Source organism: Micromonospora sp. C31 (assembly GCF_018070575.1).
GTDB lineage: Bacteria > Actinomycetota > Actinomycetes > Mycobacteriales > Micromonosporaceae > Micromonospora.
Map to the genome: position 1 here is coordinate 1,002,364 of NZ_JAGPXN010000001.1, position 25,824 is coordinate 1,028,187.

The following is a 25,824-nucleotide window of genomic DNA, read 5'->3' on the forward strand; positions in this document are numbered from 1 at the left end:
GGCCGACGCGCCAGTCCGACCTCGGGCTAGAAAAAGTCAGTCTTGACTGTTTGTTTCCGGGGCGACAGGCTGTCCCCGTGCCCGCATCGACCCGCGTCCCTCAGCAGGAGCGCAGCCGCGCCACCCAGGCCCGGCTGCTGGAGGCGACCGTCGAGTGCCTGGTCGAGCACGGCTGGTCCGGCACCACCACCACCGTCGTCGCGGCCCGGGCCGGCGTCTCGCGCGGCGCCCAGCTGCACCACTACCCCACCAAGGCCGCGCTGGTCACGGCCGCCGTCGCCCACCTCGCCGACCGGCGGGCGGAGGAGTTGCGCAGCGAGGCCGAGGCGCTGCCGCCCGGCCCGCGGCGGCTCGACCGGGTGATCGACCTGCTCGGTGCGGCCTTCACCGGCCCGCTCTTCGTCGCCGCCCTCGAACTCTGGGTCGCCGCGCGCACCGACCGGGAGCTGCGCGAGGCCCTCGTGCCGCTGGAGGCCCGGGTCGGCCGCGAGATGCACCGGCTCACCGTCGCGCTGCTCGACGTGGACGAACGCCGCCCGGGCGTACGCGAGGCGGTGCAGGCGACCCTCGACCTGCTCCGCGGGCTCGGCGTGGCCAACCTGCTCAACGACGACTCGTCCCGCCGCGCCGCCCTGCTGCACACCTGGAAGCGCCAGCTCGCCACCCTGCTCACGCCCGCCTGACCGCCCGCCCGCTCACACCCGCCCGGCCGCCCGCCCGCCCTGAACGGGCCCGTCCCGCACCGGAGGCACCATGGTCGACCTCAAGGACCTGCTCGCGGACCTCGCCGACGAGTCCGAGCAGTTCGACGACCTGGTGGCCGGCCGGTCGCCGGCCGGCTGGGGGCTCGCCACGCCGTCGCCGGGCTGGAGCGTCGGGCACCAGATCGCCCACCTCGCCTGGACCGACCACGTGGCACTGCTCGCCGCCACGGACGCCGAGGCGTTCCTCGCGGCCGTGCTCGCCGCCCCCGACCCCGCCCGGCTCGTCGACGCCGGCGCGGAGGAGTTCCTCGCTCCGCCGAACGAGCTGCTCCCCCGCTGGCGTGCCGGCCGGGCGGCGCTCGCCGACGCGCTGGCGGGCGTGCCGGCGGGCGGCAAGCTGCCCTGGTTCGGCACCCGGATGTCAGCCGCCTCGATGGCCACCGCCCGGATCATGGAGACCTGGGCGCACGGCACGGACGTGGCCGACGCCCTCGGGGTGACCCGCCCCGGCACGGCCCGGCTGCGGCACGTCGCGCACCTCGGCTTCCGTACCCTCGGTCACAGCTTCGCCACCCACGGCCGACCGGCGCCGACGGTGCCGGTGCGGGTCGAGCTGGCGGCACCGCAGGGCGACACCTGGACGTACGGCCCGGCCGACGCCGCCGACCGGGTCACCGGCCCAGCCCTCGACTTCTGCCTGCTCGTCACCCAGCGCAGGCACCGCGCGGACCTGGCGCTGTCGGCCACCGGCCCGGTCGCCGACGGGTGGCTGGACGTGGCGCAGGCCTTCGCCGGCCCACCCGGCCCCGGCCGCCCGCCGAGGGCATTCGGAGCCGACGGACCCCCCATGATGGTTGCGGGCCCTGGGGCCGGTGCCACCGGCGACGCGGCCGACACCGGCGACGCGGGCGGGGTGGCGGCGTGAGCGGCGTGCTGCGGGTGGGGAACGCCTCCGGCTTCTACGGCGACCGGTCCACGGCGTGGCGGGAGATGCTCGACGGCGGCGAACTGGACGTGCTGACCGGCGACTACCTGGCCGAGCTGACCATGCTGATCCTCGGCCGGGACCGGCTGCGCGACCCCTCCCTCGGCTACGCGAAGACCTTCCTCCGGCAGTTGGAGGGCTGCCTCGGCACCGCGCTCGACCGGGGCGTACGGATCGTGACCAACGCCGGCGGGTTGAACCCGGCCGGCCTGGCCACCGCGATCGGGTCGCTCGCCGGCCGGCTCGGCCTGACCGTACGCGTCGGGCACGTCGAGGGCGACGCCCTCACCCGCCCGGACGCGCTGACGGCGAACGCCTACCTGGGGGCGTACGGCATCGCCGCCTGTCTGGACGGCGGGGCGGACGTGGTGGTCACCGGCCGGGTGACCGATGCGTCCCTGGTGGTGGGGCCGGCGATCGCCCACTTCGGCTGGGGCCGCGACGACCTGGACGCGCTGGCCGGGGCGACCACCGCCGGTCACCTGCTCGAGTGCGGGGCGCAGGTGACGGGGGGCAACTTCAGCTTCTTCACCGAGCTGCCCGACGGCGGGCGGCGCCCCGGCTTCCCGGTCGCCGAGCTGCACCCCGACGGCTCCTGTGTGATCACCAAGCACCCGGGCACCGGCGGCGCGGTCACCGTGGAGACTGTCACCGCCCAGCTGCTCTACGAGGTCGGCGGCCCGGCCTACCTGGGCCCGGACGTGGTGACCCGGCTGGACACGGTCGAGCTGGCCGCCGACGGACCGGACCGGGTACGGGTGAGCGGCGTGCGGGGCACACCCCCGCCGGGCACCCTCAAGGTGGGCGTCAACAACCTCGGCGGCTTCCGCAACTCGATGACCTTCGTCCTGTGCGGGCTCGACATCCCCGCCAAGGCGGCCCTGGTCCGCAGCCAGGTCGAGGCGGCGGTCGGCACGCAGGGGCTGGAGTTCACGCTGGCCCGCACCGATCACCCGGACGCGGTCGACACCGAGGCGGCGAGCGCGCTGCTGCACGTACACCTGCGCGACGGTGACAAGACGCGGGCCGGGCGGGCGTTCTCGGCCGCGGCGGTGGAACTGGCCCTGGCCTCCTACCCCGGCTGCACCCTGACCACGCTGCCCGGCGACGCGACGCCCTACGGGGTGTTCACCGCCGACGCCGTGCCGCAGGACGCGGTGCCGCACGTCGCGGTGCTCCCCTCCGGCGAGCGGGTGTCGATCCCGCCGCCGGCCCGCACCGCCGACACGCCGGGCGAGTCGGCGCCCGCCGCCGACCTGCCTGACGGACCGGCACCGGAGGCCGGTCAACCGCCGGCCGCACCGACCGACCGGCCCACCCGGCGCGCGCCGCTCGGCGAGCTGGTCGGGGCCCGCTCCGGCGACAAGGGCGGCGACGCCAACCTGGGCGTCTGGGCCCGCAGTGACGCGACCTGGTCGTGGCTGCGCGGCTGGCTGACCACCGCGCGGCTGCGCGAGCTGCTGCCGGAGACCGCGCCGCTGGCCGTCGAGCGGTACGAGCTGCCGAACCTGCGGGCGGTCAACTTCGTCGTCCGGGGCCTGCTCGGGCAGGGGGTGGCCGCCTCCACCAGGTTCGATCCGCAGGCCAAGGCGCTCGGCGAGCTGCTCCGCTCCCGGCTCATCGACCTGCCGGCGGAACTCGGGCCCGGTCCGGACCACCGGGCCGGCGGCGCGACGCCCGGGGAGGGCCGGTGAGCATCGTGGACACGCCGGAGCGCCGGCAGCTACGGGAGCTGACGCGGGCCTTCGTCACCCGGGAGGTGCTGCCGCACCTGGACGACTGGGAGCGGGCCGGCGAGATCCCGCGCGAGCTGCACGCCACCGCCGCCAAGCTCGGCCTGCTCGGCATCGGCTTCCCCGAGGCGGTCGGCGGCAGCGGCGGGGACCTGCTCGACTCGATCATCGTCACCGAGGAGATCATCCGTTCGGGCGGCTCGTCCGGCCTGGTCGCCGCGCTCTTCACGCACGGCATCGCGCTGCCGCACATCGTCGCCTGCGGCGACGCGGAGCTCATCGACCGGTACGTCCGGCCGACGCTGGCCGGCACCACGATCGGCGCGCTGGCGATCACCGAGGCCGACGGCGGCTCGGACGTGGCCGGCATCCGCACGCACGCGCGGCGGGACGGTGACCACTACGTGGTCAACGGGTCGAAGACCTACATCACCAGCGGCTTCCGGGCCGACTTCGTGACCACCGCCGTCTGCACCCTGCCCCCGGGCAGCGGCGCCCTGACCCTGCTGGTGATCGACAGGGGTACGCCCGGCTTCACCGTCGGGCGCCGGCTGGAGAAGCTCGGCTGGCACTGCTCCGACACCGCCGAGCTGTCGTTCGCCGACGCCCGGGTGCCGGTGGCGAACCGGGTCGGCGCGGAGGACACCGCCTTCCTGGCGATCATGCAGAACTTCGCCGCGGAACGGCTCTCCCTCGCCACCCAGGCGTACGCGACAGCGCAGCGCTGCGTGGAGCTGGCGGTGCGGTGGTGCCGGGACCGGTCCACGTTCGGCCGTCCCCTGGCGAGCCGACAGCTGATCCGGCACCGGCTGGCCGAGATGCACACCCGCACCGAGGCGGCCCGGGCGTACGTGCACCAGGTGGCGGCGCGGGTGGCCGCCGGCGAGCCGGTGGTGACGGAGGTGGCGATGGCGAAGAACGTCGCGGTGGCGGCCTGCGCCGAGGTGGTCGACCAGGCGCTCCAGCTGCACGGCGGCTACGGCTACCTGCGCGACGCCGAGGTGGAGCGGCACTACCGCGACGCCCGGATCCTCGGTATCGGCGGCGGCACCACGGAGATCATGAACGAGATCGTCGCGAAGGGCATGGGCTTGTGACCACACTGCGCAGTGCGATCGACGCGTCCTCGCCGGGGCACCGCGCCAACCGGGAGGCGCTGCTGGAGCGCCTCGCCGAGCTGGACGCCGCCCTCGACCGGGCGCGCGCCGGGGGCGGCGGGAAGTACGTGACCCGGCACCATCAGCGGGGCAAGCTGCTCCCCCGGGAGCGCATCGAGCTGCTGCTCGATGCGGACAGCCCCTTCCTGGAGCTGTCCCCGGTGGCGGCGTACGGCACCGACTTCCCGGTCGGCGCCAGCGTGGTGACCGGCATCGGCGTCGTCGAGGGCGTCGAGTGCCTCGTCGTCGCGAACGATCCGACGGTACGCGGCGGCGCGGTGAACCCGTGGTCGCTGGCGAAGACCCGCAGGGCCGGCGAGATAGCCCTGGCCAACCGGCTGCCGATGGTGAACCTGGTCGAGTCGGCCGGCGCGGACCTGCCCACCCAGGCGGAGATCTTCATCCCCGGCGGACGGGTGTTCCGCGACCTGACCCGGCTCTCGGCCGCGAAGATCCCCACGGTCAGCGTGGTCTTCGGCAACGCCACCGCCGGGGGCGCGTACGTGCCCGGCATGTCCGACCAAGTGATCATGATCCGGGACCGGTCACAGGTCTACCTGGCCGGACCGCCGCTGGTGAAGATGGCCACCGGCGAGGTCACCGACGACGAGTCCCTCGGCGGGGCGGCCATGCACGCCACGACGTCCGGGCTCGCGGACTTCCTCGCCGCCGACGAGCGCGACGGCATCCGGCTGGCCCGGCAGTGCGTACGCCGGCTGAACTGGCGCAAGCAGGGCCCGCCGCCGCGCAACCCGTTGCCGGCCCCGCCGAGGTACGACGCCGAGGAGCTGCTCGGCATCGCCAGCGCCGACCTGAAGGTGCCGTTCGACCCGCGCGAGGTGCTGGCCCGGGTGCTCGACGGCAGCGAGTTCGACGAGTTCAAGCCGGCGTACGGCACCGCCCTGGTCACCGGCTGGGGCGAGTTGCACGGCTATCCCGTCGGGGTGCTGGCCAACGCGCGGGGCGTGCTGTTCAGCGAGGAGGCGCAGAAGGCCACCCAGTTCATCCAGCTCGCCAACGCCGCCGACACCCCGCTGGTCTTCCTCCAGAACACCACCGGCTACATGGTCGGCACCGAGTACGAGCAGCGCGGCATCATCAAGCACGGCGCCCTCATGATCAACGCGGTGTCGAACTCGACGGTGCCGCACCTGACGGTCAACCTCGGCGCCTCCTACGGCGCCGGCAACTACGGCATGTGCGGGCGGGCGTACGAGCCGAGGTTCCTGTTCACCTGGCCGAACGCCAAGTCGGCGGTGATGGGGCCGGCGCAGCTCGCGGGCGTGCTGTCCATCGTGGCCCGGCAGGCCGCCGCCGCCCGGGGCCGGGACTACGACGAGGACTCCGACGCCGCGATGCGGATGATGGTCGAGCAGCAGATCGAGTCGCAGTCCGGCGCGCTCTTCCTCTCCGGCCGGCTCTACGACGACGGGGTGATCGATCCCCGCGACACCCGTACCGTCCTCGGGCTCTGCCTGTCGGCTGTCCACAACGCACCGGTCAGGGGCGCCGACGGCTTCGGCGTCTTCCGGATGTGAGCGCGATGAACGCGATCGAGAGGCAGGCTCAGTGATCAGCAGACTTCTGGTGGCGAACCGGGGTGAGATCGCCCGCCGGGTCTTCGCCACCTGCCGGGCGCTGGGCGTCGGGACGGTGGCCGTGCACGCCGACGCCGACGCCGACGCGCCGTTCGTCGCCGAGGCCGACCACGCCGTGCGGCTGCCGGGGAACACGCCCGTCGAGACGTACCTGCGGATCGACCTGATCCTCGACGCGGCCCGCAGGACCGGGGCGGACGCCGTCCATCCCGGCTACGGCTTCCTCGCCGAGAACGCCGAGTTCGCCGCCGCGGTGGCCGACGCCGGGCTGACCTGGGTGGGCCCGCCGGCGAGGGCGATCGCCGCGATGGGCGACAAGATGGCGGCGAAGGCCCTGCTCGCCGAGGCGGGCGTGCCGATGCTGCCCACCCGGACCGACGCCGACGAGATCACCGACTTCCCGGTGCTGGTGAAGGCGTCCGCCGGGGGCGGCGGGCGCGGCATGCGCATCGTCCGCGACGCCGCCGGCCTGGCCGAGGCCGTCGCCTCCGCGCGCCGGGAGGCGGCCGGCGCGTTCGGCGACGGCACGGTCTTCATCGAGCGGTACGTCGAGCGCGGCCGGCACGTCGAGGTGCAGATCTTCGGCGACACGCACGGGACGGTGGCCGCCCTGGGCGTGCGCGAGTGCTCGATCCAGCGCCGCCACCAGAAGCTGGTGGAGGAGGCGCCCGGCGTCCTCCCCGCCGAGGTGCGGGAGCGGCTGCACGAGGCGGCGGTGGCCGCCGGCCGGGCGGTCGACTACGTGGGAGCCGGCACGGTCGAGTTCCTGCTCGCGCCCGACGGGGAGATCTACTTCCTGGAGATGAACACCCGCCTCCAGGTCGAGCACCCGGTCACCGAGCTGACCACCGGTTTGGACCTGGTCCGGCTGCAACTGCTCGTCGCCGAGGGCGAGCCGCTGCCAGTGGCGGCGACCCCGCCGGCACAGGGGCACGCGATGGAGGTACGCCTCTGCGCCGAGGATCCCGCGCAGGGGTACCGGCCGGCGACGGGCACCCTGCACCGGTTCGCCCTGCCCGGCGTGACGGCCGGGTTCGGGCCGCTGACCGGGCCGGGCCTGCGGCTGGACTCCGGCGTGGTGGACGGCTCGGTGGTGGGCGTCCACTACGACTCGATGCTCGCCAAGGTGATCGCCTGGGCGCCGACCCGCACCGAGGCGGCCCGCGCCCTGGCCGGCGCGCTGGCCCGGGCCGAGTTGCACGGGGTGACCACCAACCGGGACCTGTTGGTCCGCGTCCTGCGCAGCCCGGAGTTCGCCGCCGTCGACATCGACACCGGTTTCCTGGACCGGCACCCCGAGGTCTTCGCCCCGCTGCTGCCGGCCGACCAACTTCCTCTGGTAGCCCTGGCCGCCGCGCTGGCCACCGCCGCAGCCCGGCGGGCCGCCGCACCGGTGCTCGCCGGACTGCCGTCGGGCTGGCGCAATGTGCCCGCCTTCCCGCAGGTCACCCGCTACGCGGGACCGGGCGGCGAGATCGAGGTCCGCTACCGGCTGGACCGGTCGGGCAGCCTCGCCGAGTGGTCGGCCTCGACAGGCGGGCCGGCACCTGTGGTGAGCCTGATCCGGGCCGCCCCGGACCGGGTGGTGCTCGACGTCGACGGGGTGCGGCGCGGGTACCGCGTACACCGGGTCGGGTCGGACGTCTTCGTGGACGGCCCGGACGGGGCGGCGAGCCTGACCGAGCTGCCACGCTTTCCCGATCCCACCGTGGAGCTGGCGGCCGGGTCGCTGGTCGCGCCGCTGCCGGGCGCGGTGACCCGGGTGCACGTCGAGGTCGGTCAGCGGGTGGCGGCCGGCGACCTGCTGCTGACGCTGGAAGCGATGAAGCTGGAACATCCCGTGCTCGCCCCGGCCGACGGCGTGGTCGCCGAGCTTCCGGTCGCGACCGGCGGGCAGGTCGACACGGGTGCCGTGCTGGCCGTGGTCAACCCCGAATGATCCTGGAGGCCCCGCGATGAACTTCGACCTCACCCCCGAGCAGGACCAGCTCCGCGACGCCGTCCGCGCCCTCGGCCGCCGGTACGGCCACGACTACTTCGTCACGAAGGCAAAGGCGGGCGAGCACACCACCGAGCTGTGGGACGAGGCCGGCCGGTTGGGCTACCTCGGGGTCAACATCCCCACCGAGTACGGCGGCGGCGGGGGCGGGATCACCGAGCTGGCCATCGTCTGCGAGGAGCTGGCGGCGGCCGGCTGCCCGCTGCTGCTGCTGGTGGTCTCGCCGGCCATCGCGGCGACGGTGATCGCCCGGCACGGCACCGAGGAGCAGCGCAAGCGCTTCCTGCCCGGCTTCGCCGACGGCTCGCTGAAGGTGGTGTTCGCGATCACCGAGCCGGAGGCCGGCTCCAACTTCCACCGGCTCGGCACGGTGGCCCGCCGCGACGGCGACGACTGGCTGCTCTCCGGCCGCAAGTGCTACATCTCGGGCGTCGACGAGGCGTCGTACGTGCTGGTGGTGGCGCGGGTCGCCGTCGGAGACGGCCAAGCCGGTGCGGGGGATGCGGTTCCGCAGAAACTGAAGCCGGCGCTGTTCGTGGTGCCGACCGACGCGCCGGGGTTGACCCGCTCCAAGCTGGACATGGAGATCGTGTCCCCGGAGAACCAGTTCCTGCTCTACCTAGACGATGTGCGGCTGCCCGCCGACGCGCTGGTCGGCGAGTCGCTGGACGCCGGCCTGCCGGCACTCTTCGCTGGGCTCAACCCGGAGCGGATCACGGTCGCCGCGATGGGCGCCGGCACCGGCCGGTACGCCATCGAGCGGGCCAGCGAGTACACCGCCAACCGCAAGGTCTGGGGTGGCCGGAGCATCGGCTCGCACCAGGGTGTGGCCCACCCGCTCGCGCACGCGGCCGTGCAGGTCGAGCTGGCCCGCCTCATGATCCACAAGGCGGCCACCCTCTACGACGCGGGCCGCGACCTGGAGGCCGGGGTGTCCGGCAACATGGCCAAGTACGCCGCCGGGGAGGCCGCCGCGCTGGCCGTCGACACGGCCGTCCAGGTGCTCGGCGGGGCCGGCATGACCACCGAGTACGGCGTCGCCACGCTCCTCGGCGCGGTGCGCGCCGGCCGGATCGCCCCGGTCAGCCGCGAGATGATCCTCAACTTCGTCGCCCAGCACGTCCTCGGCCAGGACAAGTCCTACTGACACCGGCATGGACACCCAGGGCGTCCGGATGCGCCCGAAGATCTTGACCAGAACCGCATTCAGCTGTGCGGGGCGTGCCAGGCCCGATCGGGACCAGATCCAGGCCTGAGAAGGACGCCAGCCGGCGCTTACCATCCTTGACTGTGATCTCGACCGTGTGGCGGATGCTCACCCGCCAGATCGATACGAACCTGGCGCAGGACGACGCCGTGCTGCGCGAGGCGTGCACGCAGGCGCGGTACGGCTCCGACATCGAACGAGCCCGGAAGGCGCTGGCCGCCACCCGGGGCGACCACGACCGTCGGGCACGCTACGTCCGCGTGCTGGCCGAATCGACCGCCGGTGGGCTGGGATCCCGAGTCGACCCCACGACCGGCCGGGTCGACACCTCAGCCGCCTGGACCGACCGCTGGGCGTCACGTACGCCGACCAGCCCGGATGCTCAGCTCGTACGCGCCCGGTCCCTGATGGCACGAGCCTGGGAGGTGCGCGGCGGGGACTGGGCCGCCAACGTCCGTCAAGGGCAGTGGGCCGAGTTCAACCGCCTGCTGGACCTGGCCCGGCAGGTGAACGACCTGGCCATGCGGCTCGCACCCGAGGACCCCACCCCGTGGGTGAACCGGCTGGACCTCATGATCGGCCAGAGCACGCCACCGGAGGACGTCGAGGAGACGTGGCGTGAGCTGACCCGGCGCGACCCCTGGCATCGGGAGGGGCACATCCTCAAGCTGACGTACCACTGCAGGAAGTGGAGCGGCTCGCACGAGGCGATGTTCGGCTTCGCCCGGTCGGTCGCCGCCGCGGCGCCTGTGGGCTCGCCGCTGCACGTGCTGCCAGTGCAGGCCGCCGCCGAGTGGGCGCTGTGGGAGCAGGAGCGCGCATCCCAAGGCAGCGCCGTCGACGAGATCAGCCAGCGGTGGCGGCAGGACCCGGTCATGCAGTCCGATCTCGACAATGCGCTGTCCCGGTGGTTCCACCAGCCGGCCATCCGCCACGCCGACTGGCTCAACGACGCCAACATCCTGGCGTACGGGCTGGCACGCACCGGCCGCGACGCCGACGCCGCGCCGGTCTTCGCGTCGATCGGCCGGTACATGACCAGCGTTCCGTGGTCCTGGTGGGACCGCGTACGCGGAGACACAGCCTTCCTCCAAGCCCGCCGCCGCGCCCGCCGCGCTGCCTGACCGCCGGCGACACCGTCCTGGCCACCCCCGCGTGATGCGTCGGTCCTGTCAGCGCCAGCACAACGCCGACATGCCCCTGAACAGCGAAGAATCCCTTGTGGGATGCAGAGCGGGCCGGAGTGCGGCGGGCGCTCGACCGCCCGCCGCACCCCAGGTCCTCAGCGGACGGTCAGCGTGCCGACCGCCGGCAGCGGCGCCACCACCGGCGGCAGCCGCTTCGGCTCGCCCCGCCCGGGAGCACCCTCGGCGGCCAGCGCGCCCTTCGACGCCTCCGCCCGTCGGGTGACCCCCGACGCCGTCGGCGACCCGGCGAACGGCTGGACGTCGCCCACGCAGACCTTGCCGTTGGCCGGCAGCGCCCCGCGCAGCAGGTACGCGTCGACGGCGCCGGTCGCGCAGGCCGACGTCCCGTACGCGGTGTGCCCCCAGCTGTCGCTGCTGAGCAGGCGGCTGTTCGGCAGCAGCCGGGCCGAGCTGACCGCGCCCCGGTAGTTGGTCGCCGGGTCCCAGTAGTTGCCCACCACCAGCACCGGCGCGGCGGTCCGCCGGTTGAACGGCCCCGTGTACGCGTCCTCGTCCCGCACCGTCCAGGTCCTGCGGGCGCACGGCGAGGTGATCCACGTCCAGAGCCGGCCGAAGTACGGGTCGCGCCGGTCGGCCTTGTCGGCGAGCGCCGGGAACTTGCCGGCGTCCTTCGGGTGGTACGCGTCGGTGCAGTCCACGCCGAGGAAGGTCTCCAACCCGTTTTCGTACGGGAAGTCGTACCGGCGGGCCTGCTCGCGGGCCTTGGCGGCCTGCCGGGTCACGTCGGCCGTCGCCGGGCGGCGGGCGGCCGGGGACGAGGCCGGGTCGGTGAGCACCAGCAGGGCGGCGGTGAGGTCGACGACCTCGGCGTAGCCCGTCGGGCCGTAGAGCGCGCTCAGGTTGGCGCCGATGAAGTCCGCGTACGTGATGGTGATCCGGCCGAGGTCGGGGTCCTCGATCACCACCGGCTTGGCCCGCAGCCGCTTCGCGAGCAGGTCGAACGACGCGACGGGGTCGCCCTCGGCCAGCGCACACGCCTGCGCGCCGGCCTTCTCGCAGCGCACCAGGATCTCCCGCAGCGCCTGGTACGCGCCCTGCGCGCTGCGCATCCGCTCCTCCTGGGACAGGCTGCGCGCCCTGCCCTGGCCGACCCACTCGTTCGCGTTCAGCACGCCGTCGATCACCAGGGCGCGGACCCGGTCGGGGAACATGTTGGCGTAGTACTGCCCGAGGATGCTGCCGTAGCTGAAGCCGAGGTAGGTGAGCTTCCGGTCGCCCACGGCGCGGCGCAGCACGTCCATGTCCCGGGCCACCTCGGCGGTCGACATCGCCCCGGTGAGCGGCCGGCCCGTGGTGGAGCAGCCCCTGCCGACGGCCTTCGAGGAGGCGACGTACGCCTTCTCCTCGGCCTTCGTCCACGGGAACGCCACGTTCAGCCCGGCGTACGCCCGGGTCTGCTCCTTGACGGAGGGGAAGCACCTGACCTGCTGGCTGGCGGCGACGCCGCGCGGGTCGACGCCGACCACGTCGAAGCGGTCGAGCACCTCGTCACCGAGGAAGTACGGCGCGGCGAGCGCGATGTCGGTGCCGGAGCCGCCGGGGCCGCCCGGGTTGACGAAGAGGCTGCCGATCTTCCGCTGCTGGTCGCGGGCCTTGACCCGCAGCACGGCGACCTCGGTCGTCGGGCCGTTCGGCTGGTCGTAGTCGCGGGGCAGCCGGACGGTGGCGCACTCGGCGTAGTCGTAGCAGGCGTACCAGTCCAGTTTGGGCGTGGGCACCCGGTCGACCCGGCGGGCCTCCTGCGGGCTGGTCTGGTCGGAGGTGACCGGGCGGTCCCCGCCGGCGGGGGACGGTGCGGCGGCGGCGGGTGCGACCGCGGCGCCGGCGAGGAGGACGCCGGCAATCCCCGCGGCGGCGATGGACCGGTTTCGTCGTGGCATGTGGACGCCTTCCGGTGGGCGAACAGGACGGTCGGGCCGAGGGCTCGACCTCCGTCACTCTAGGGAGCGGGCGACAGGGCCGCAGGCCGGCTAGTGGCCAGATATCCGACAACCCGGCGAGCGATGTAACGAACAATTCATCGTCGACGCTCCAAGTTCTCCGCGCCCCGGATCACTCCACCCCGGCCATCCACGGCGGTGCCGGCGTCCCGCCGTCCGGCGCGTACTCGGCCGCCACCCGCCAGCCGTCGGGCCCGTGGCGCAACAGCAGGAAGCCGACGACGTCGCTGTGCGGGGCGCCCAGGCCGTAGACCTCGTCCTGGTCGACGAAGCTTATCCGGAGGGCGCAGACCGCCGCCGGATCACGCTTCGCGTTCTTGCACAGGCCGAGGTAGCGGACCTCCGGGACGGCCGACAGGTGCGCGGCGATCGCCGCGTCCGGGTTGGCGTACCCGCTGCGACCGGCGGCCGGTGAGGCGCTGCCCGCGGACGGTGGCGTGGTGGACGGGGCGGGGGCGGCGGGCGAGGGGGCGGCCGGCGCGGTGCCGTTCGCGGGGGACGGCGCGGTCACCGGCTCGGCTGCCCCGTCCGCTCCGCAGGCGGCCAGCGCACCCGACACCAGCACGGCGGCGACGATCCGGGAGACGCGGGTCACCGGCACTCCTCTCCCACGGGGGCGATCTTCCAGCGGAGATCATCGCACCCGGGTGCCGGCGGCCCGGTTGACAGCGGGCCCCGCTCGGACATCCTGGACGGGTGAGAATTCCGAGGCCCGACGCACGGGCGAAGGCGGTCGTCGCGGCGCTGGTGGCGGCCTCGCTGCTGGTGACGCTGATCGTGTGGGGTCGCCAGGATCTCGTCGGGGTGACCCTGGCGCTGCTCTGCGTCCTGTCGACGATGATCACGGCGGTGTCCGTGGCGGCGGCCCGGCAGGAGGACGAGGCGGAACCGGCGGTCGCGCCGGGCTCCCCGGGGCAGCCGGCCGGAGGGCTCTACGGGGTCGACGCCGACACGCTGGAGTCGCTCGACCACCGGGACACCGTCCGCGCTGTGCGGGAGCGCCACCGGGGACGCGGCGGCTCAGCGGCCCGTGAGGGTGGGTGAGGCGAGCGCGTCGAGCCCGCGCCCGGCCAGGCAGCGGTACGTCCGGTCGGTGTCCGCCCCGCCCGGGGGCAGCACCTCCAGGTTCCAGCCGTCCACGTAGCTGATCCCGCTGGCCAGCCGGAAGGTGGTCTCGTTGCAGACCCGGCGCACCGCCGCGTCTGCGCTGACCTCGTCATGGTCGGCGCCGACGAGGGTGTCGGGGAGCCTGCCCTCGGCGTAGCTCTCCCAGGTGTGCTGGCCGTCGCAGGGCACCCGGGGCGCGCGGGCCCGGGCGCCGCGCACCACCATCGGGCCGAAGCACTCCAACTCGTCGGCGCAGCCCGCGCCGGCAGGCAGCCCGGCCGTCAGGGCGCAGGCGGGCAGCACCGCCCTCGTCGCCGCCACGTCGGCCGTCGGCACCGGGCCGGGGCTGGTCACCGCGCCACCCAGCCAGGCGCCGGCGCCGGCGGAGGCGGCCAGGGCGACCATCCCGGCGCCGCCGAGGAACCAGCGCCGCCGACGCCGCCGGCCGACCGTCGGCATCGTGGGGTGCAGATCCTCCACCGGCTGTCGCGGGGCGGGCCGCGAGACGTGGTCGGCGACGTACGGGCCGACGGGCCCGCCGCTGACCGGCCCCGGCACGCCCGTGCCGCCCACCGGGGAGCCGGCCGGACCGAGCGGCAGGCCGGCCAGCAGGTCGCGCAGCTCGACGGCCGAGGGACGCTCGCCGGGGTCGTTGGACATCCCGGCCCGGAGCACGTCGATCATCTCGGCCGGCACGCCGGGCAGGTTGGGGAGCGGCTGGTGGAACATCTCCAGCACCGTGATCAGGCTGGGGTTGCGCTCGGACTGCCAGCGCGGCGGGCGGCCGTGCATCACCGCGTAGAGGGTGGCGCAGAGGGCGTAGACGTCGACGGCGGGCGACGGCGGGCTGTGGTTGAACATCTCCGGCGGCGCGTAGGCCGGGGTGAGGACCTCCAGGGCGACCGAGGCGTCACGCATCTCGGCCACCACCGCCAGCCCGAAGTCGGCCAGCACCGCGGAGTTGAAGTGCGAGTGGAGGATGTTCGCCGGCTTCACGTCGCGGTGCAGCACCCCGGCGGCGTGCGAGTGGGCGATCGCGTCGGCGATCTTGACTCCGAGGTCGCGCGCCTCGGCCGGCCCGAGCGGCGACGTCCGCATCCGCTCGGCGTACGAGCCGTCGCAGAGTTCCATGATCAGGTAGGGGTGCTGGTCGACCGTGACCCCCACGTCGAAGAGGTCGACCACGTGCGGGTGGGACGACATCCGCCCGGCGGCCCGCGCCTCACGCAGGAAACGTGCCTGGTCGTGCTCGCTGTCGAGGGTGCGATTCTCCACCTTGACCGCGACCTCGCGCCCCACCGAGATCTGGGTCGCCTTGTAGATCGTCGCGTAGCCTCCCCGCGCAAACACCCGCAGATCGGTCAGACCGGGCACGATGGGCACCGGCAGGGCACCGGGCGAGGTCTCGGTCACAGCTCTGAAAATACCCAACCGGGCCGACGGCTCAGTGAACCGCATCGGCGGCCGGCACGGCACCGGCGACGGAAGCACGCCCGCCACCCGCCGCCCCCGGACCCGCGCGACGGCCGTCCCACCAGAGCCCGACGGCGGTGGCGACCGCGCCGAGGCCCTCCCAGAGCGCCACCCCGAAGAACCGCCCGGGCGCGACGTCGGCCAGCACCGCGATGCTGAAAACCGTGAACGTGACCAGCCGGAACAGCACCGTGAAGCGGAAGAACGAGCGCCACTCGGTGGCGGTGGCGAGCAGGTAGTAGACCCCCATGTTGAACGAGGCCATCGAGGAGGCCGTCAGGAAGGTGCCGGTGTGGTCGCCCGCGGCACGGGTCGCCGGCACATCGAAGCCGAGCAGGCGCAGCAGCGCCTCGGGCCAGAGCAGCCCGATCGCGCCCATGAGCAGGGCCAGGACGCCGAAGACCGCGATCGTCCATCCGGCAGCCGAACGCGGCAACCTCATGACGGCCCTCCCCAGACCCGACGCGGTCGCACGACCGACCGCCCCTCGGACCTGACACGCTATCGGCCACCCCCGACCTACCGCATCCCCAGAATCGCCAGACTTCCGGGGCCGGAATCCCGGCGTGGCCGGACACTAGACAAGCGAACTGTGTTTCGTGAATAATCGAGCGCAGTTCGAGGGGGAGTACCCGCCACCGGACGCGCGGCCGTCAGTACGGGCCCACCCGGGCCCCGGTCGCGCGGACCGCCGCACGGCGGTCCGGGGAGACCTTCGGCCAGCACGCCGGCGCCACGGCGCCGGCCCGGTCAAGGGAGCCTCGATGTCCGTACCCTGGTGGGCCTGGCTGGCCCTCACCGCCGCGATCGCCGCCATGCTGGCGGTCGACCTGCTGCTGCACCGCGACGACCACGTCATCGGCCTGCGCGAGGCGGCCACGTGGTCGGCGATCTGGATCGCCGCCGGCCTCGCCTTCGGTGTCCTGCTGTGGCTGTGGCAGGGCGACGAGGCCGCCGGCGCCTACTTCGCCGGCTACCTGATCGAGAAGGCCCTGTCGGTCGACAACGTCTTCGTGTTCGCCCTCGTCTTCAGCTACTTCGCGGTGCCGGCCGCCTACCAGCACAAGGTGCTGTTCTGGGGGGTCGTCGGCGCGCTGCTGTTCCGCTTCGTCTTCATCCTCCTCGGCGCGGAACTGCTCGAGACGTTCTTCTGGACCGCGTACGTCTTCGGTGCCTTCCTGGTCTGGACCGGCTGGAAGATGGCCTTCCGGCACGACGCCGAGGCGGACCCCGAGCGGAACGTCGTCGTCCGCCTCGTCCGCCGGCTCGTCCCCACCGACGCCCGCTACCACGGAAGCAGGTTCTTCACCCGCATCGACGGCCGGCGCACGGCGACGCTGCTGTTCATCGTCCTCGTCGCCGTCGAGGCCACCGACCTGGTCTTCGCCGTCGACTCCGTCGCCGCGATCCTCGCGATCACCACCAGCACGTTCATCGTCTGGACGGCCAACGCCTTCGCCGTCCTCGGCCTGCGCAGCCTCTACTTCTGCCTCGCCGGGCTGCTGCGCCGCTTCGTGCACCTGCACTACGGACTGGCGTTCCTGCTGGCCTTCGCCGGCGTCAAGCTCGTCCTCTCCGAGACCCCGGTGGGCAAGCTGCCCATCCCGCTGACCCTCGGCGTCATCGTCGCCACCCTCGCCGTCTCGATCGGCTGGAGCCTCGTCGCGACCCGTGGCGCCGCCGACACCGGCTCCCGCACCCCTACCGGCACCTGACCGCCGACCCCTGCCCCGCCCGACCTCGCCGCCCCCGCCTAGGGGGTGGCGAGGCGGGCGCGCAGGGCGTCGGCGGCCCGACGCTCACTGCGCTGCTCGGTCGCGTACGCGAGGCGGACCGCCTCCCCGGCGCGGGCCAGCGCCTCCTCCGGCCGGCCGCAGGCAGCGAGCGCCTCGGCGAGCACGCTCGCGGCCACCACCTGACTGCGCACGTCCTCCGACGGGGCGGTGACGGCCCGCCGGGCCCAGTCCAGCGCCTGCTCGCACTGGCCGTGGGCGAGCAGAGCGGACGCGTAGCGGGCCATGGTCTGGCGGCGGGAGAAGAGCAGCGAGGGAACGGTGGCGGCGGCAGTGGCCACCGGGGCGAGCAGCCCGACGGCGGTCGCGGAGTCGCCGGCGGCCAGCCGGGCGGTGGCCAGCAGCACCCGGGGCCCCACCTGGGCGGGCGCCTGCGGGTTGTGCGGCTCCACGGCGGTCAGCACCGACCGGGCGTCCCGCTCGGCCGTCTCGCAGTCCCCGAGGTCCAGCGCCACGAACCCGCGCAGCGTGCCGGCCATCCCCGTGAGCAGCGGGTGCGACGTGCGCTCCGCGTACGACAGCGCGTCGGTGAGCAGGTCGGCGGCGTGCCCCGGCTCGCCCAGCCCGCGCGCCACGACCCCCCGCACGACCAGCGCGAACCCGCGCCCCCAGTCGTCTGAGGCGGCGGCGAACTCCCGGTACGCGCGGCGGGCCCCCTGGTCCGCCTCGGCCAGCTCGCCCAGCTCGGCGGTGGCGAACGCCTCGACCGCGCGCAGCGTGCCCACCGCCCACGACTCGCCGACCCGCTCGCCGAACGGCAGGAAGACCTGCGCCAACCGGCACGCCTCGCGCAGCCGGCCGGCGAGCAGCCGGGCGAAGGCGGTGGTGCCGCGCAGCCAGGCCCGCCCGTACGGGTCCTTAAGCTCGGCGAAGAGCCGGGCGGCGCGGCCGAGCACCGCGTCGGTGCCGGCGAAGTCGCCCCGGGTGGTGGTCACCCAGGCCAGGTTCTGCAACGACCACGCCTGCCCCCGGCGGTCCTGCGCCTGGAGGCTCACCTGGTACGACGCGGCGAGCCGGCTGCTGGCCTGCCCCAGCCGCCCGGCGATGAAGTCGGCCATGCCGAGGCGGCGCATCGCCGAGGCGCGCAGCGTCGGCAGCCCGCCGGCCGTGGCCACCTGCAACGCCTCCTGCCAGCAGGCCACCGCGCGCGCCTGGTCGCCCATCGTCTGGTGCGCCTGCCCGGCGAGCAGCAGGGCGCTGGTCCGGACGGCGGACTCGTCGCCGGCGTTGGCTGCGATCTTCTCGGCGGAGGCGAGGGCGTCGGCGGGGCGACCGACCTGGAGCAGCGCCCGGGCGTGCACCACCCGGTCGGCCGCTGGCACCCCGTCGCGAGCCAGCTCGGCGGCGCGTTCGGCGTACTCCACGGCCAGCGCCGGCTCGCCGACCTGCAACGACCGGCGGGCGGCCCCGCCGAGCGCGACGACGCCCAACGGGACGACGGCCCGCGCCGGCGCGTCCGGCCGCAGCCCGACCGCGTCGGCCAACGCGGCGGCCCGCTCGACGTGCTGGGCCACGAAGACGTCCCGGGCGGCCTCGGCGAAGCCACCCGGCGCCCCCGCCCCCGCCGGCGGATCGGCCGCGGCCCACCGGGCCAGCGCCGCGTGCCGCTCGGCCAGTTCGGCCTTGCTCACCCCGGCGTACGCGGCCTCCCGCATCAGCGGGGTGGCGAAGGCGTAGCCGGTGCGGGTGCGGTGCAGCATCCGGCGTTGCAGCAGCTCCTCCACCGCCCGTTCCAGCTCGACGGCGACCACCGCCGCCGGCCGGCCGTCGCGGCCGGCCCGCTGCTCGCGCAGCGCCTCGAGCGCGCCGTCCGGCGCCGTGTCGCCGACGACCGCCGCGTCCCGCAGCACGGAGCGGGCCTCCGCCGGCAGCGCGTCGATGCGCGCGGCGAGCACCGCGGCCAGGTCGCGGGAGAGCAGGCGGCTGCCGAGCGAGCCGGGCACCAGTCGCCAGCTGCCCGCATTCGGCGAGTTCCGCTCGGCGACGGCGGTCAGCGCGCCCCGCTCCATCAGCAGGGTGACCAGCTCGGCCAGGTAGAACGGGTTGCCCTGGGCGGTGGCGAGCAGCCGGTCGGCGTCGGCCTGCGGCAGCCTGCCGCCGCCGAGGTAGGTGGTGAGCAGCCGGGCCGCGTCGGCGCCGCGCAGCGGCGGCAGCGCGTGCACCTCGGCGTCCGCGACCCGGGTCAGCGCCCCGGCGGTACGCACCAGCTCGGGCCGGCCGAGCAGCAGCACCAGGACCGGGCCGGCCAGCCGGGACAGGGTGACCCCGAGCGCCCGGATGGTCTCGGCGGTGGCATCGTGCAGGTCGTCGACGACGACCACCAGGGGCGCCTCCCCGGCGAGCGCGGTGAGCAGGTCCGCGACCGCGTTCGGCACGGCGTCCGCGTCGGCGGCTGGCTGGGCGGAGCTCCACTCGCCCTGGTCGGTCGGCCCGCCGCCGGGCAGTTCGGCGTACCCGAGCAGGGCCAGCAGCTGGTCGGTGACGATCGCGGCCGGCTCGCCGGAGCGGCTGAGTCGCTGGCCCAGCCGGCGCAGGCGTTCCTCCACGGCCGGGCGGGTGAGCGCGGTGGCGGCGTCGTTGGGCAGGCCGACGGCCGCCCGCACCAGGTCGGCCAGGGGCGCGAGCCGGCGCCGCTCGCCGAACGCCGCGCAGCGCACCGACAGCACCCGGGCACCGGTGTGCGCGGCGTACCGGCCGGCGCCGACGTCGTAGCCGGCGGCGAGGCGTTCCACCTCGGCGGCGAAGCGGGACTTGCCGATCCCGGCCTCGGCGGTGATCAGCAGCACCCGGGGCTCGGCGCGGTCGATCACCTCGGCCAGCCGGCCGGCGACCCGCCCGATCTCGGTCTCCCGGCCGACGAAGGGGGCCTCGTCGCCGAGGCCGGACCGGGTGCCCGGGGCGTCCAGCAGGCCCAGCAGCTCGTACGCCTCGACCGGCTCGCGCTTGCCCTTCAGCCGCAGCGGGCGCAGCGCCCGCCAGGAGGCGACGTGCCGGGTGGCGGCGCAGGTCCGCGCACCGCCGTAGACCGCGCCGACGGCGGCGGCGTCGGCCAGTCGGGCGGCGGTGTTCACGGTGTCGCCGATGACCGTGTACTCGATGGCGGCCTGGATGCCGGCGATCACGTCGCCGGTGTTCAGCCCGACCCGCAGGCCGAGCGGAGCGCCGCCGCCGCGTTCGTCGTCGAGCACCCGACGGACCGCCCGCTGCATCGACAGCGCGGCGCGGACGGCCCGCTCGGCGTCGTCCTCGTGCGCGACCGGCGCGCCGAAGACCGCCATGATCCCGTCGCCGGTGAGCTTGTCGACGTGCCCGCCGAACGTCTTCACCGCGCCGGCCAGGGCGGCGAGCACCCGGTCGGTGACCGCGCCGACGCGTTCCGGGTCGAGGTCCTCCGACCAGGAGGTGAAGTCGGACAGGTCGCCGAAGAGCACCGTCACCACGCGCCGTTCGGCCGCGGGCAGTGTCGCGGCGGCCGGCAGCGCGGCGCCGCAGTTGTGGCAGAACCGCGCGCCGGGCACGGCGACGGTTCCGCACACCGGGCAGGTCACGCTTGCTCCAACCCCGCGGCACCTCCGCCGGATTCCCGGCCCAGGTATTCCAGTTGGGCCCGGACGGACCACTCGGCGGCCCACCACAGCGACCGGTCGACGTCGGCGTAGACCGTCGCGACCACCTCCGCGGCGGTGGTGGCGCCCTCGGCGACCGCTGCCCTGACCTGGTCGAGCCGGGCCCGGCGGTGGGCGAGGTAGAAGTCCGCGGCGGCGCCGCAGTCGGCCAGCGCGGGGCCGTGCCCCGGCAGGGCCGCGATGCCCCGGTACGTGGAGAGCAGCTCCAGGCTGGTCAGGTAGTCACCGAGGTGCCCGTCCGGGTGGGCGACCACGGTGGTGCCCCGACCGAGGATCGTGTCGCCGGTCAGCACCGCCCGCTCGTCGCCGTGCCCGACCAGGAAGCAGACCGAGTCGCCGGTGTGCCCGGGGGTCGGCACGAGGCGGACGCTCAGCCCGTGGTCGCCCAGTTCCTCCCCCGGCCTGACCAGCGGCTCCCCGGCGATGGTGTGCGTCGGGTCGACGGCGCGTACGGGCACCCCGTCGAGCAGGTCGTGCAGGCGGCGCGAGCCGTCGGTGTGGTCGGGGTGCCCGTGGGTGATCAGCACCAGGCCGATCGGCCCATGCGCGGCGATCGCCGCGAGGTGCCCCTCGTCGGCCGGGCCGGGGTCGACGACGACGGCGTGTTCCCGGCCGGGGGCGCGCAGCACCCAGGTGTTGGTGCCGTCCAGCGTCATCGGCCCCGGGTTGGGGGCACGCAGGAGCGTCACCCAGTCCGGCAGTTCGCCGGCGAGTGCCGCCGCCGGCGCGGTGAAGTGCCCGGTCATGGCTGCGATCGTACGGCCCCGCCGGCCGCTCCCCGCGATCTTGGAGATCCGGTCCTCGACACGTACCGCCGCACGGCTTCTGCCGGGGCACGAAGTACAGGATCACGGGGAGGCGGCGCGGGTCAGGAGACCTCGACGATGACCTCGACCTCGACGGGGGCGTCCAGGGGCAGCTCGGCGACGCCGACAGCGCTGCGCGCGTGCCGGCCTGCCTCACCGAAGACGGCGCCGAACAGGTCGGAGGCACCGTTGATCACGCCCGGCTGGCCGGTGAACCCGGGCGCGGAGGCCACGAAGCCGGTCAGCTTGACGATCTTTACGACGTTCTCCAGGCCGACCAGCGAGTCGATCGCGGCCAGCGCGTTCAGGGCGCACCGGTGGGCCAGGTCCTTGGCCTGGTCGGCGGAGACACCGCCGCCGACCTTGCCGGTGGCGAGCAGCTTGCCCTCGACCATCGGCAGCTGCCCGGAGACGTAGACGTGCTGCCCGGACTGGACGGCCGGCACGTAGCTGGCCACCGGCGGGACCACCTCGGGCAGCTTGTGCCCGAGTTCGGCGAGCTTCGCGTGCGGACCGTTGCTCATGCCTTCGCCCGCTTCAGGTACGCGACGAGCTGCTCCGGGTTGGGGCCGGGAACCACGGAGACGAGTTCCCACCCGTCCTCACCCCAGTTGTCGAGGATCTGCTTGGTCGCGTGGACCAGCAGCGGGACCGTGACGTATTCCCACTTCTGCATCGGTGGAGGGCTCCCTCGGATGGAGTTCGACTTCTCGACGCACAGCCTACGGTCCGGCGGACGGGCGGGGCGCGGGACGCTGCTCCGGGGGTGCCGGCACGTCCCCGCAGGGGCCGCCGTGCTCGTACCGCTGGGGGCAGCGGGAGCGGTCCGGCAGCAGCAGGTCGCAGAAGACCCGGTGCCGGTTGTTCTGGTCGTCCGTGGTGGACACGGTGGTCTCGCCTGCGTCCAGTTCGGCCAGGAAGCTCAGCGAGGTGGCGACCGTCCCTGCCAGCGCCGTGGCCGCCCTCAGGTCGGCGACCCGGATCGGCAGGTGGATGACGAACCCGGGTTCCTCCTCGTCCCGGGCTCCGGGGCCCGGCCGACCGGGAACGCGCACCACCTCGCCGGGCTCGGCCAGCCGCCGGTACGACCGTTCGTTCATGGGCAGGCCCGCGCCGCCCTCGGCTTCACCCGAGGAGCCGGGCCGCCGCGCCCGGTCGCCCGCCGGGAACTGGCCTCGAGGGATGTTGTCCACGTCGCGCATGCCTTGCCTCCGGGCGTCGTACCTGGTCACGTCATCATTTCCGGGCCCGGACGCTGCGCCCCGGCCCGCCCCCGCGCCGCTGAGAACGTAGGGCCGCGGGCACAGCTCCGCCAACCGGACGCGCACACCTGATCACGCAAAGTCACATATGCGACACAGTGCCGGTCAGGAAACTGATGGCACCGGCCGCCCCCCGGAGCGGGTGACCGACCGCTACCCTTCCGGTCGGACGGGCGCTCGCCGGCTCGCCCGCCAGCTCGACCACGCTCGTCGCCCGGTCAGGTGACGACGTCGCAACCCCGGGGGATCAGATGACCCAACCACCCAGCGGTGGCCCCGTCGGACCGCCGGCCGACGAGCCAGGCCTCCCGTCCGCTCCCGACGCCGCCGGGGCGCCCGGCCCGGCCGTCGTTCCGCCCGGCCCGGCCAGCACCCCACCCGGCCCGGCCGCCGTCCCACCCGGTTCGGCCAGCAACCCACCCGGCCCGGCCGGCGTTGCGTCGAGTTCGGCGGACGTTCCGCCCGGCCCTGCCGCCGTTGCGCCGAGCTCGGCCGCCACGCCCGGCGCCGGCGACCCGTCATTCCCGCCGCCCCCGACCGGGTACCCGCCCTATCAGCCGCCCGCCGCGCCGAAGAAGAAGCGCGGCGCGCTCGTCGCCGCCATCGCCCTGGCCGTGATCCTGCTGCTCTGCGCCGGCGGCGGCGTCGTCGCGTTCCTGACGCTGGGCGACGCCGAGAGCGGCGAGGGGGCCAAGGAGCCGGCAGTCGCGGTGGACGAGTTCCTCAAGGCCGTCTACCAGGAGCGCGACGCGGACCGGGCGGCCGGCCTGGTCTGCTCGTCGTCCCGCGACAAGAAGAAGATCGCGGCCAAGGTGGCCGAGGTCGAGAAGCACGTCTCGGCCCACCAGAACCCCCGGTTCCGGTGGAGCACCCCGCAGGTGGACAACCAGACCGGTGACCGGGCCACGGTCACCACCAAGGTCACCATGACCACCGCCGACGAGAAGGTGGCCGACCAGGACCTGCGGTTCACCGTGGTGAAGAAGACGGGTTGGTGGGTCTGCGAGGTCGGCTGAGCCCACGGCCTGGATAGGCTCGACGGGTGCGAGCAGCAGAGTCGCCGGCCGGACCGGCCGCTACCCAGTGGCCGGCCCGCCTCCACGTCGTGACCGGCAAGGGCGGCACCGGCAAGACCAGCGTCGCGGCGGCGCTGGCCCTGGCGCTGGCCGCCGGCGGCCGGCGCACCCTGCTGGTCGAGGTCGAGGGGCGGCAGGGCATCGCCCAGCTCTTCGGCACCGATCCGCTGCCGTACGAGGAACGGCACCTGACCGACGCGCCGGGCGGCGGGGAGGTGCGGGCCCTGGCGGTGGACGCCGAGGAGGCCCTGCTGGAGTACCTCGACATGTTCTACAAGCTCGGGGCGGCCGGCCGGGCGCTGCGCAAGCTCGGGGCGATCGACTTCGCCACCACCATCGCCCCCGGGCTGCGGGACGTCCTGCTCACCGGCAAGGTGAAGGAGGCCACCACCCGCACCGTCGGCCAGCGGCGCGCGTACGACGCAGTGGTGCTGGACGCGCCGCCCACCGGGCGGATCGGCCGGTTCCTCAACGTCACCGCCGAGACGGCCCGGCTGGCCAAGGTGGGCCCGATCAAGACCCAGAGCGAGGGGGTCGCCGCCCTGCTGCGCTCTCCGATCACCGCCGTGCACGTCGTCACGCTGCTGGAGGAGATGCCGGTCCAGGAGACGGTCGACGCGATCGGCGAGCTGACTAAGCTCGGCTTCCCGGTGGGGCGGGTGGTCGTCAACGGCGCCCGGCCGCCGCTGCCCGCGGGGCGGGTGGTGGCCGCCGCCGAGCTGGAGCGGGGGCTGCGCGCCGCCGGGCTGCCGACCGACCGGGACACCGTCGCCGGGCTGGCCGCCGAGGCGCGCGACCAGGCCATCCGCCGCGAGTTGGAGGAGACGCTGCGGGGTGAGCTGGTGGAGCTGGAGCTGCCGATGACCGAGCTGCCGCTGCTACCTGACGGGGTGGACCGGGCCGGCCTGGACCGGCTCGCCGCGACCCTCGTCGGGGCCGATTGACTCACACTGCGGCCGGCACGGGCGCACGGACCGACCCGGCCCGATACGCTCGATTGGTGCCTTCCGAAGACGCGGCGCCGCAGCTGGACGTCGACCAGATCCTCGCCGATCCGGGCGTCCGGATCGTGGTCTGCTGCGGGGCGGGCGGGGTGGGGAAGACGACCACGGCCGCCGCGCTCGCACTGCGTGCCGCGGAACGGCACGGCCGACGCACGGTGGTGCTCACCATCGACCCGGCCCGCCGGCTGGCCCAGTCGCTCGGGCTGACCGAGCTGGACAACACCCCCCGCCAGGTCAAGGGCATCGACGTCGACGCCAGCGGCGGCGAGCTGCACGCCATGATGCTCGACATGAAGCGCACGTTCGACGACGTGGTGCTCCAGCACACCGACCCGGCGAAGGCGGCGGAGATCTTCGCCAACCCGTTCTACCAGGCCATGAGCTCGACCTTCGCCGGCACCCAGGAATACATGGCGATGGAGAAGCTGGGTCAGCTGCACGCCCGGGGCGAGTGGGACCTGATCGTGGTGGACACCCCGCCGTCCCGCTCGGCGCTCGATTTCCTGGATGCCCCGGCCCGGCTGTCCCGCTTCCTCGACGGGCGGATGCTGCGGCTGCTGCTGGCCCCGGCGCGGACCGGCGGGCGGAGCATGTTCAGCCTGGTCACGGCCTCGTTCGGGATGTTCTCCAAGGTCGTGCAGAAAGTGCTCGGGGCGCAGTTGCTGACCGACCTGTCCGGTTTCGTCGCCGCGCTGGATTCGATGTTCGGCGGCTTCCGCCAGCGGGCCGAGCAGACGTACCGCATCCTCCAGGCGCGGGAGACGGCGTTCCTGCTGGTCGCGGCGCCTGAGCCGGACGCGGTCCGGGAGGCCGCCTACTTCGCGGGTCGGCTGCGCGAGGAGAAGATGCCGCTGGCGGGCCTGGTGCTCAACCGGGTGCACCGCTCGGCGGTTCCCGGGCTCGACGCCGCGGAGAGCCTGGCCGCCGCGGAGCGGCTGGCCGGCCTCGGCGGGCACGAGGGCACCGTCGACGTGCTGCGGGCCCACGCCGCGCTGGCCCAGCAGGCGGTACGCGAGCGGCAGGTGGCGGCCCGGTTCACCGAGGCGTTCCCGGCGGTGCCGGCGGTGTCGGTGACGGCGCAGCCCGCCGACGTGCACGACGTCGACGGGCTGCGGACGATCGGCGCGGCGATCAGCCGGCCGTGAC

20 protein-coding genes and 2 pseudogenes are annotated in these 25,824 nt (G+C 74.6%); 13 read left to right on the plus strand and 9 right to left on the minus strand.

Features of this window, described 5'->3' with window-relative positions; genetic code table 11:
- Positions 1-77: 77 nt before the first annotated feature.
- The 8 genes and pseudogenes from KBX06_RS04665 (at position 78) to KBX06_RS04700 (ending at position 10,507) form a co-directional block, all read left to right on the plus strand.
- Positions 78-683: a TetR/AcrR family transcriptional regulator gene (locus KBX06_RS04665; protein WP_210832865.1), complete on the plus strand. Its 606-nt coding sequence runs from the start codon at positions 78-80 to the stop codon at positions 681-683.
- 70 nt (positions 684-753) lie between these two features.
- Positions 754-1,530, plus strand: a pseudogene (locus KBX06_RS04670) (TIGR03084 family metal-binding protein); the annotation flags it as partial.
- Positions 1,531-1,625: 95 nt separating this feature from the next.
- Positions 1,626-3,383 (plus strand): acyclic terpene utilization AtuA family protein, encoded by a 1,758-nt coding sequence (locus KBX06_RS04675; RefSeq protein WP_210832867.1) that lies wholly within the window; start codon positions 1,626-1,628, stop codon positions 3,381-3,383.
- The gene (locus KBX06_RS04680) at positions 3,380-4,519 is read left to right on the plus strand and encodes an acyl-CoA dehydrogenase family protein (protein ID WP_210832868.1); all 1,140 of its coding nucleotides are present in this window, start codon (positions 3,380-3,382) and stop codon (positions 4,517-4,519) included. Before KBX06_RS04675 ends, KBX06_RS04680 begins: the two co-directional genes overlap by 4 nt.
- Positions 4,516-6,117, plus strand: coding sequence for an acyl-CoA carboxylase subunit beta (locus KBX06_RS04685; RefSeq protein ID WP_210832869.1), 1,602 nt, complete (start codon positions 4,516-4,518; stop codon positions 6,115-6,117). The genes KBX06_RS04680 and KBX06_RS04685 overlap by 4 nt, the downstream gene beginning before the upstream one ends.
- A gap of 31 nt (positions 6,118-6,148) precedes the next feature.
- The gene (locus KBX06_RS04690) at positions 6,149-8,116 is read left to right on the plus strand and encodes a biotin carboxylase N-terminal domain-containing protein (RefSeq protein WP_210832870.1); all 1,968 of its coding nucleotides are present in this window, start codon (positions 6,149-6,151) and stop codon (positions 8,114-8,116) included.
- 16 nt (positions 8,117-8,132) lie between these two features.
- Complete coding sequence (locus KBX06_RS04695; RefSeq protein ID WP_210832871.1) at positions 8,133-9,323, plus strand: acyl-CoA dehydrogenase family protein; 1,191 nt, start codon at positions 8,133-8,135, stop codon at positions 9,321-9,323.
- A gap of 143 nt (positions 9,324-9,466) precedes the next feature.
- Positions 9,467-10,507, plus strand: a complete 1,041-nt coding sequence (locus tag KBX06_RS04700) for a DUF4034 domain-containing protein (RefSeq protein WP_210832872.1) — start codon at positions 9,467-9,469, stop codon at positions 10,505-10,507.
- 158 nt (positions 10,508-10,665) lie between these two features.
- Here the strand turns inward: KBX06_RS04700 and KBX06_RS04705 are convergent, their stop codons facing one another.
- On the minus strand, positions 10,666-12,471 hold the full coding sequence (locus KBX06_RS04705; protein WP_210832873.1) for an alpha/beta hydrolase: 1,806 nt from the start codon (positions 12,469-12,471) through the stop codon (positions 10,666-10,668).
- A 172-nt stretch (positions 12,472-12,643) separates the two neighbouring features.
- A complete protein-coding gene (locus KBX06_RS04710; RefSeq protein ID WP_210832874.1) occupies positions 12,644-13,126 on the minus strand; it encodes a hypothetical protein in 483 nt (160 codons plus the stop codon).
- 101 nt (positions 13,127-13,227) lie between these two features.
- On the opposite strand from KBX06_RS04710, the gene KBX06_RS04715 reads away from it, so the two are divergent.
- Positions 13,228-13,575: a hypothetical protein gene (locus KBX06_RS04715; RefSeq protein ID WP_210832875.1), complete on the plus strand. Its 348-nt coding sequence runs from the start codon at positions 13,228-13,230 to the stop codon at positions 13,573-13,575.
- Here KBX06_RS04715 and KBX06_RS04720 read toward each other — a convergent pair.
- Both KBX06_RS04720 and KBX06_RS04725 read right to left on the minus strand, forming a co-directional pair.
- The gene (locus tag KBX06_RS04720; protein WP_210832876.1) at positions 13,552-15,051 is read right to left on the minus strand and encodes a serine/threonine-protein kinase; all 1,500 of its coding nucleotides are present in this window, start codon (positions 15,049-15,051) and stop codon (positions 13,552-13,554) included. The two genes, KBX06_RS04715 and KBX06_RS04720, sit on opposite strands and share 24 nt — an antisense overlap.
- 31 nt (positions 15,052-15,082) lie before the next feature.
- Entirely contained in the window at positions 15,083-15,553 is a 471-nt protein-coding gene (locus KBX06_RS04725) for a hypothetical protein (protein ID WP_210832877.1), read from the minus strand.
- A gap of 322 nt (positions 15,554-15,875) precedes the next feature.
- Here KBX06_RS04725 and KBX06_RS04730 point away from each other — a divergent pair, with 322 nt between their 5' ends.
- Entirely contained in the window at positions 15,876-16,826 is a 951-nt protein-coding gene (locus KBX06_RS04730; protein ID WP_210832878.1) for a TerC family protein, read from the plus strand.
- 38 nt (positions 16,827-16,864) lie between these two features.
- Here the strand turns inward: KBX06_RS04730 and KBX06_RS04735 are convergent, their stop codons facing one another.
- From KBX06_RS04735 to KBX06_RS04755, 5 genes are all read right to left on the minus strand, one after another.
- Positions 16,865-20,452 (minus strand): adenylate/guanylate cyclase domain-containing protein, encoded by a 3,588-nt coding sequence (locus KBX06_RS04735; RefSeq protein ID WP_210832879.1) that lies wholly within the window; start codon positions 20,450-20,452, stop codon positions 16,865-16,867.
- Positions 20,449-21,276, minus strand: a complete 828-nt coding sequence (locus KBX06_RS04740; RefSeq protein ID WP_210832880.1) for an MBL fold metallo-hydrolase — start codon at positions 21,274-21,276, stop codon at positions 20,449-20,451. The genes KBX06_RS04735 and KBX06_RS04740 overlap by 4 nt, the downstream gene beginning before the upstream one ends.
- Before the next feature lie 122 nt (positions 21,277-21,398).
- Positions 21,399-21,860, minus strand: coding sequence for a RidA family protein (locus KBX06_RS04745; RefSeq protein WP_210832881.1), 462 nt, complete (start codon positions 21,858-21,860; stop codon positions 21,399-21,401).
- Positions 21,857-22,012, minus strand: a complete 156-nt coding sequence (locus tag KBX06_RS04750; protein WP_210832882.1) for a DUF4177 domain-containing protein — start codon at positions 22,010-22,012, stop codon at positions 21,857-21,859. The genes KBX06_RS04745 and KBX06_RS04750 overlap by 4 nt, the downstream gene beginning before the upstream one ends.
- Positions 22,013-22,058: 46 nt before the next feature.
- Positions 22,059-22,538: a hypothetical protein gene (locus KBX06_RS04755; protein ID WP_210832883.1), complete on the minus strand. Its 480-nt coding sequence runs from the start codon at positions 22,536-22,538 to the stop codon at positions 22,059-22,061.
- 503 nt (positions 22,539-23,041) lie between these two features.
- Between KBX06_RS04755 and KBX06_RS28410 the strand changes: the two are divergent.
- The 3 genes and pseudogenes from KBX06_RS28410 to KBX06_RS04770 form a co-directional block, all read left to right on the plus strand.
- Positions 23,042-23,614 (plus strand): annotated as a pseudogene (locus KBX06_RS28410) (hypothetical protein); the annotation flags it as partial.
- Between the two features lie 26 nt (positions 23,615-23,640).
- Positions 23,641-24,618, plus strand: coding sequence for an ArsA family ATPase (locus tag KBX06_RS04765; RefSeq protein ID WP_210832885.1), 978 nt, complete (start codon positions 23,641-23,643; stop codon positions 24,616-24,618).
- Between the two features lie 53 nt (positions 24,619-24,671).
- Positions 24,672-25,823 carry an ArsA-related P-loop ATPase gene (locus KBX06_RS04770; protein WP_210832886.1) on the plus strand — a complete coding sequence of 384 codons (1,152 nt, stop codon included), beginning with the start codon at positions 24,672-24,674 and terminating at the stop codon, positions 25,821-25,823.
- The last annotated feature ends 1 nt before the right edge of the window (position 25,824 follow it).

Excerpts from the sequence above, each read along its gene's own strand:
- KBX06_RS04730 (WP_210832878.1), top strand. The coding sequence starts at position 15,876 with ATGTCCGTACCCTGGTGGGCCTGGCTGGCCCTCACCGCCGCGATCGCC.
- KBX06_RS04705 (WP_210832873.1), bottom strand. The coding sequence starts at position 12,471 with ATGCCACGACGAAACCGGTCCATCGCCGCCGCGGGGATTGCCGGCGTC.
- KBX06_RS04745 (WP_210832881.1), bottom strand. The coding sequence starts at position 21,860 with ATGAGCAACGGTCCGCACGCGAAGCTCGCCGAACTCGGGCACAAGCTG.
- KBX06_RS04695 (WP_210832871.1), top strand. The coding sequence starts at position 8,133 with ATGAACTTCGACCTCACCCCCGAGCAGGACCAGCTCCGCGACGCCGTC.
- KBX06_RS04725 (WP_210832877.1), bottom strand. The coding sequence starts at position 15,553 with ATGAGGTTGCCGCGTTCGGCTGCCGGATGGACGATCGCGGTCTTCGGC.
- KBX06_RS04740 (WP_210832880.1), bottom strand. The coding sequence starts at position 21,276 with ATGACCGGGCACTTCACCGCGCCGGCGGCGGCACTCGCCGGCGAACTG.
- KBX06_RS04755 (WP_210832883.1), bottom strand. The coding sequence starts at position 22,538 with ATGCGCGACGTGGACAACATCCCTCGAGGCCAGTTCCCGGCGGGCGAC.
- KBX06_RS04750 (WP_210832882.1), bottom strand. The coding sequence starts at position 22,012 with ATGCAGAAGTGGGAATACGTCACGGTCCCGCTGCTGGTCCACGCGACC.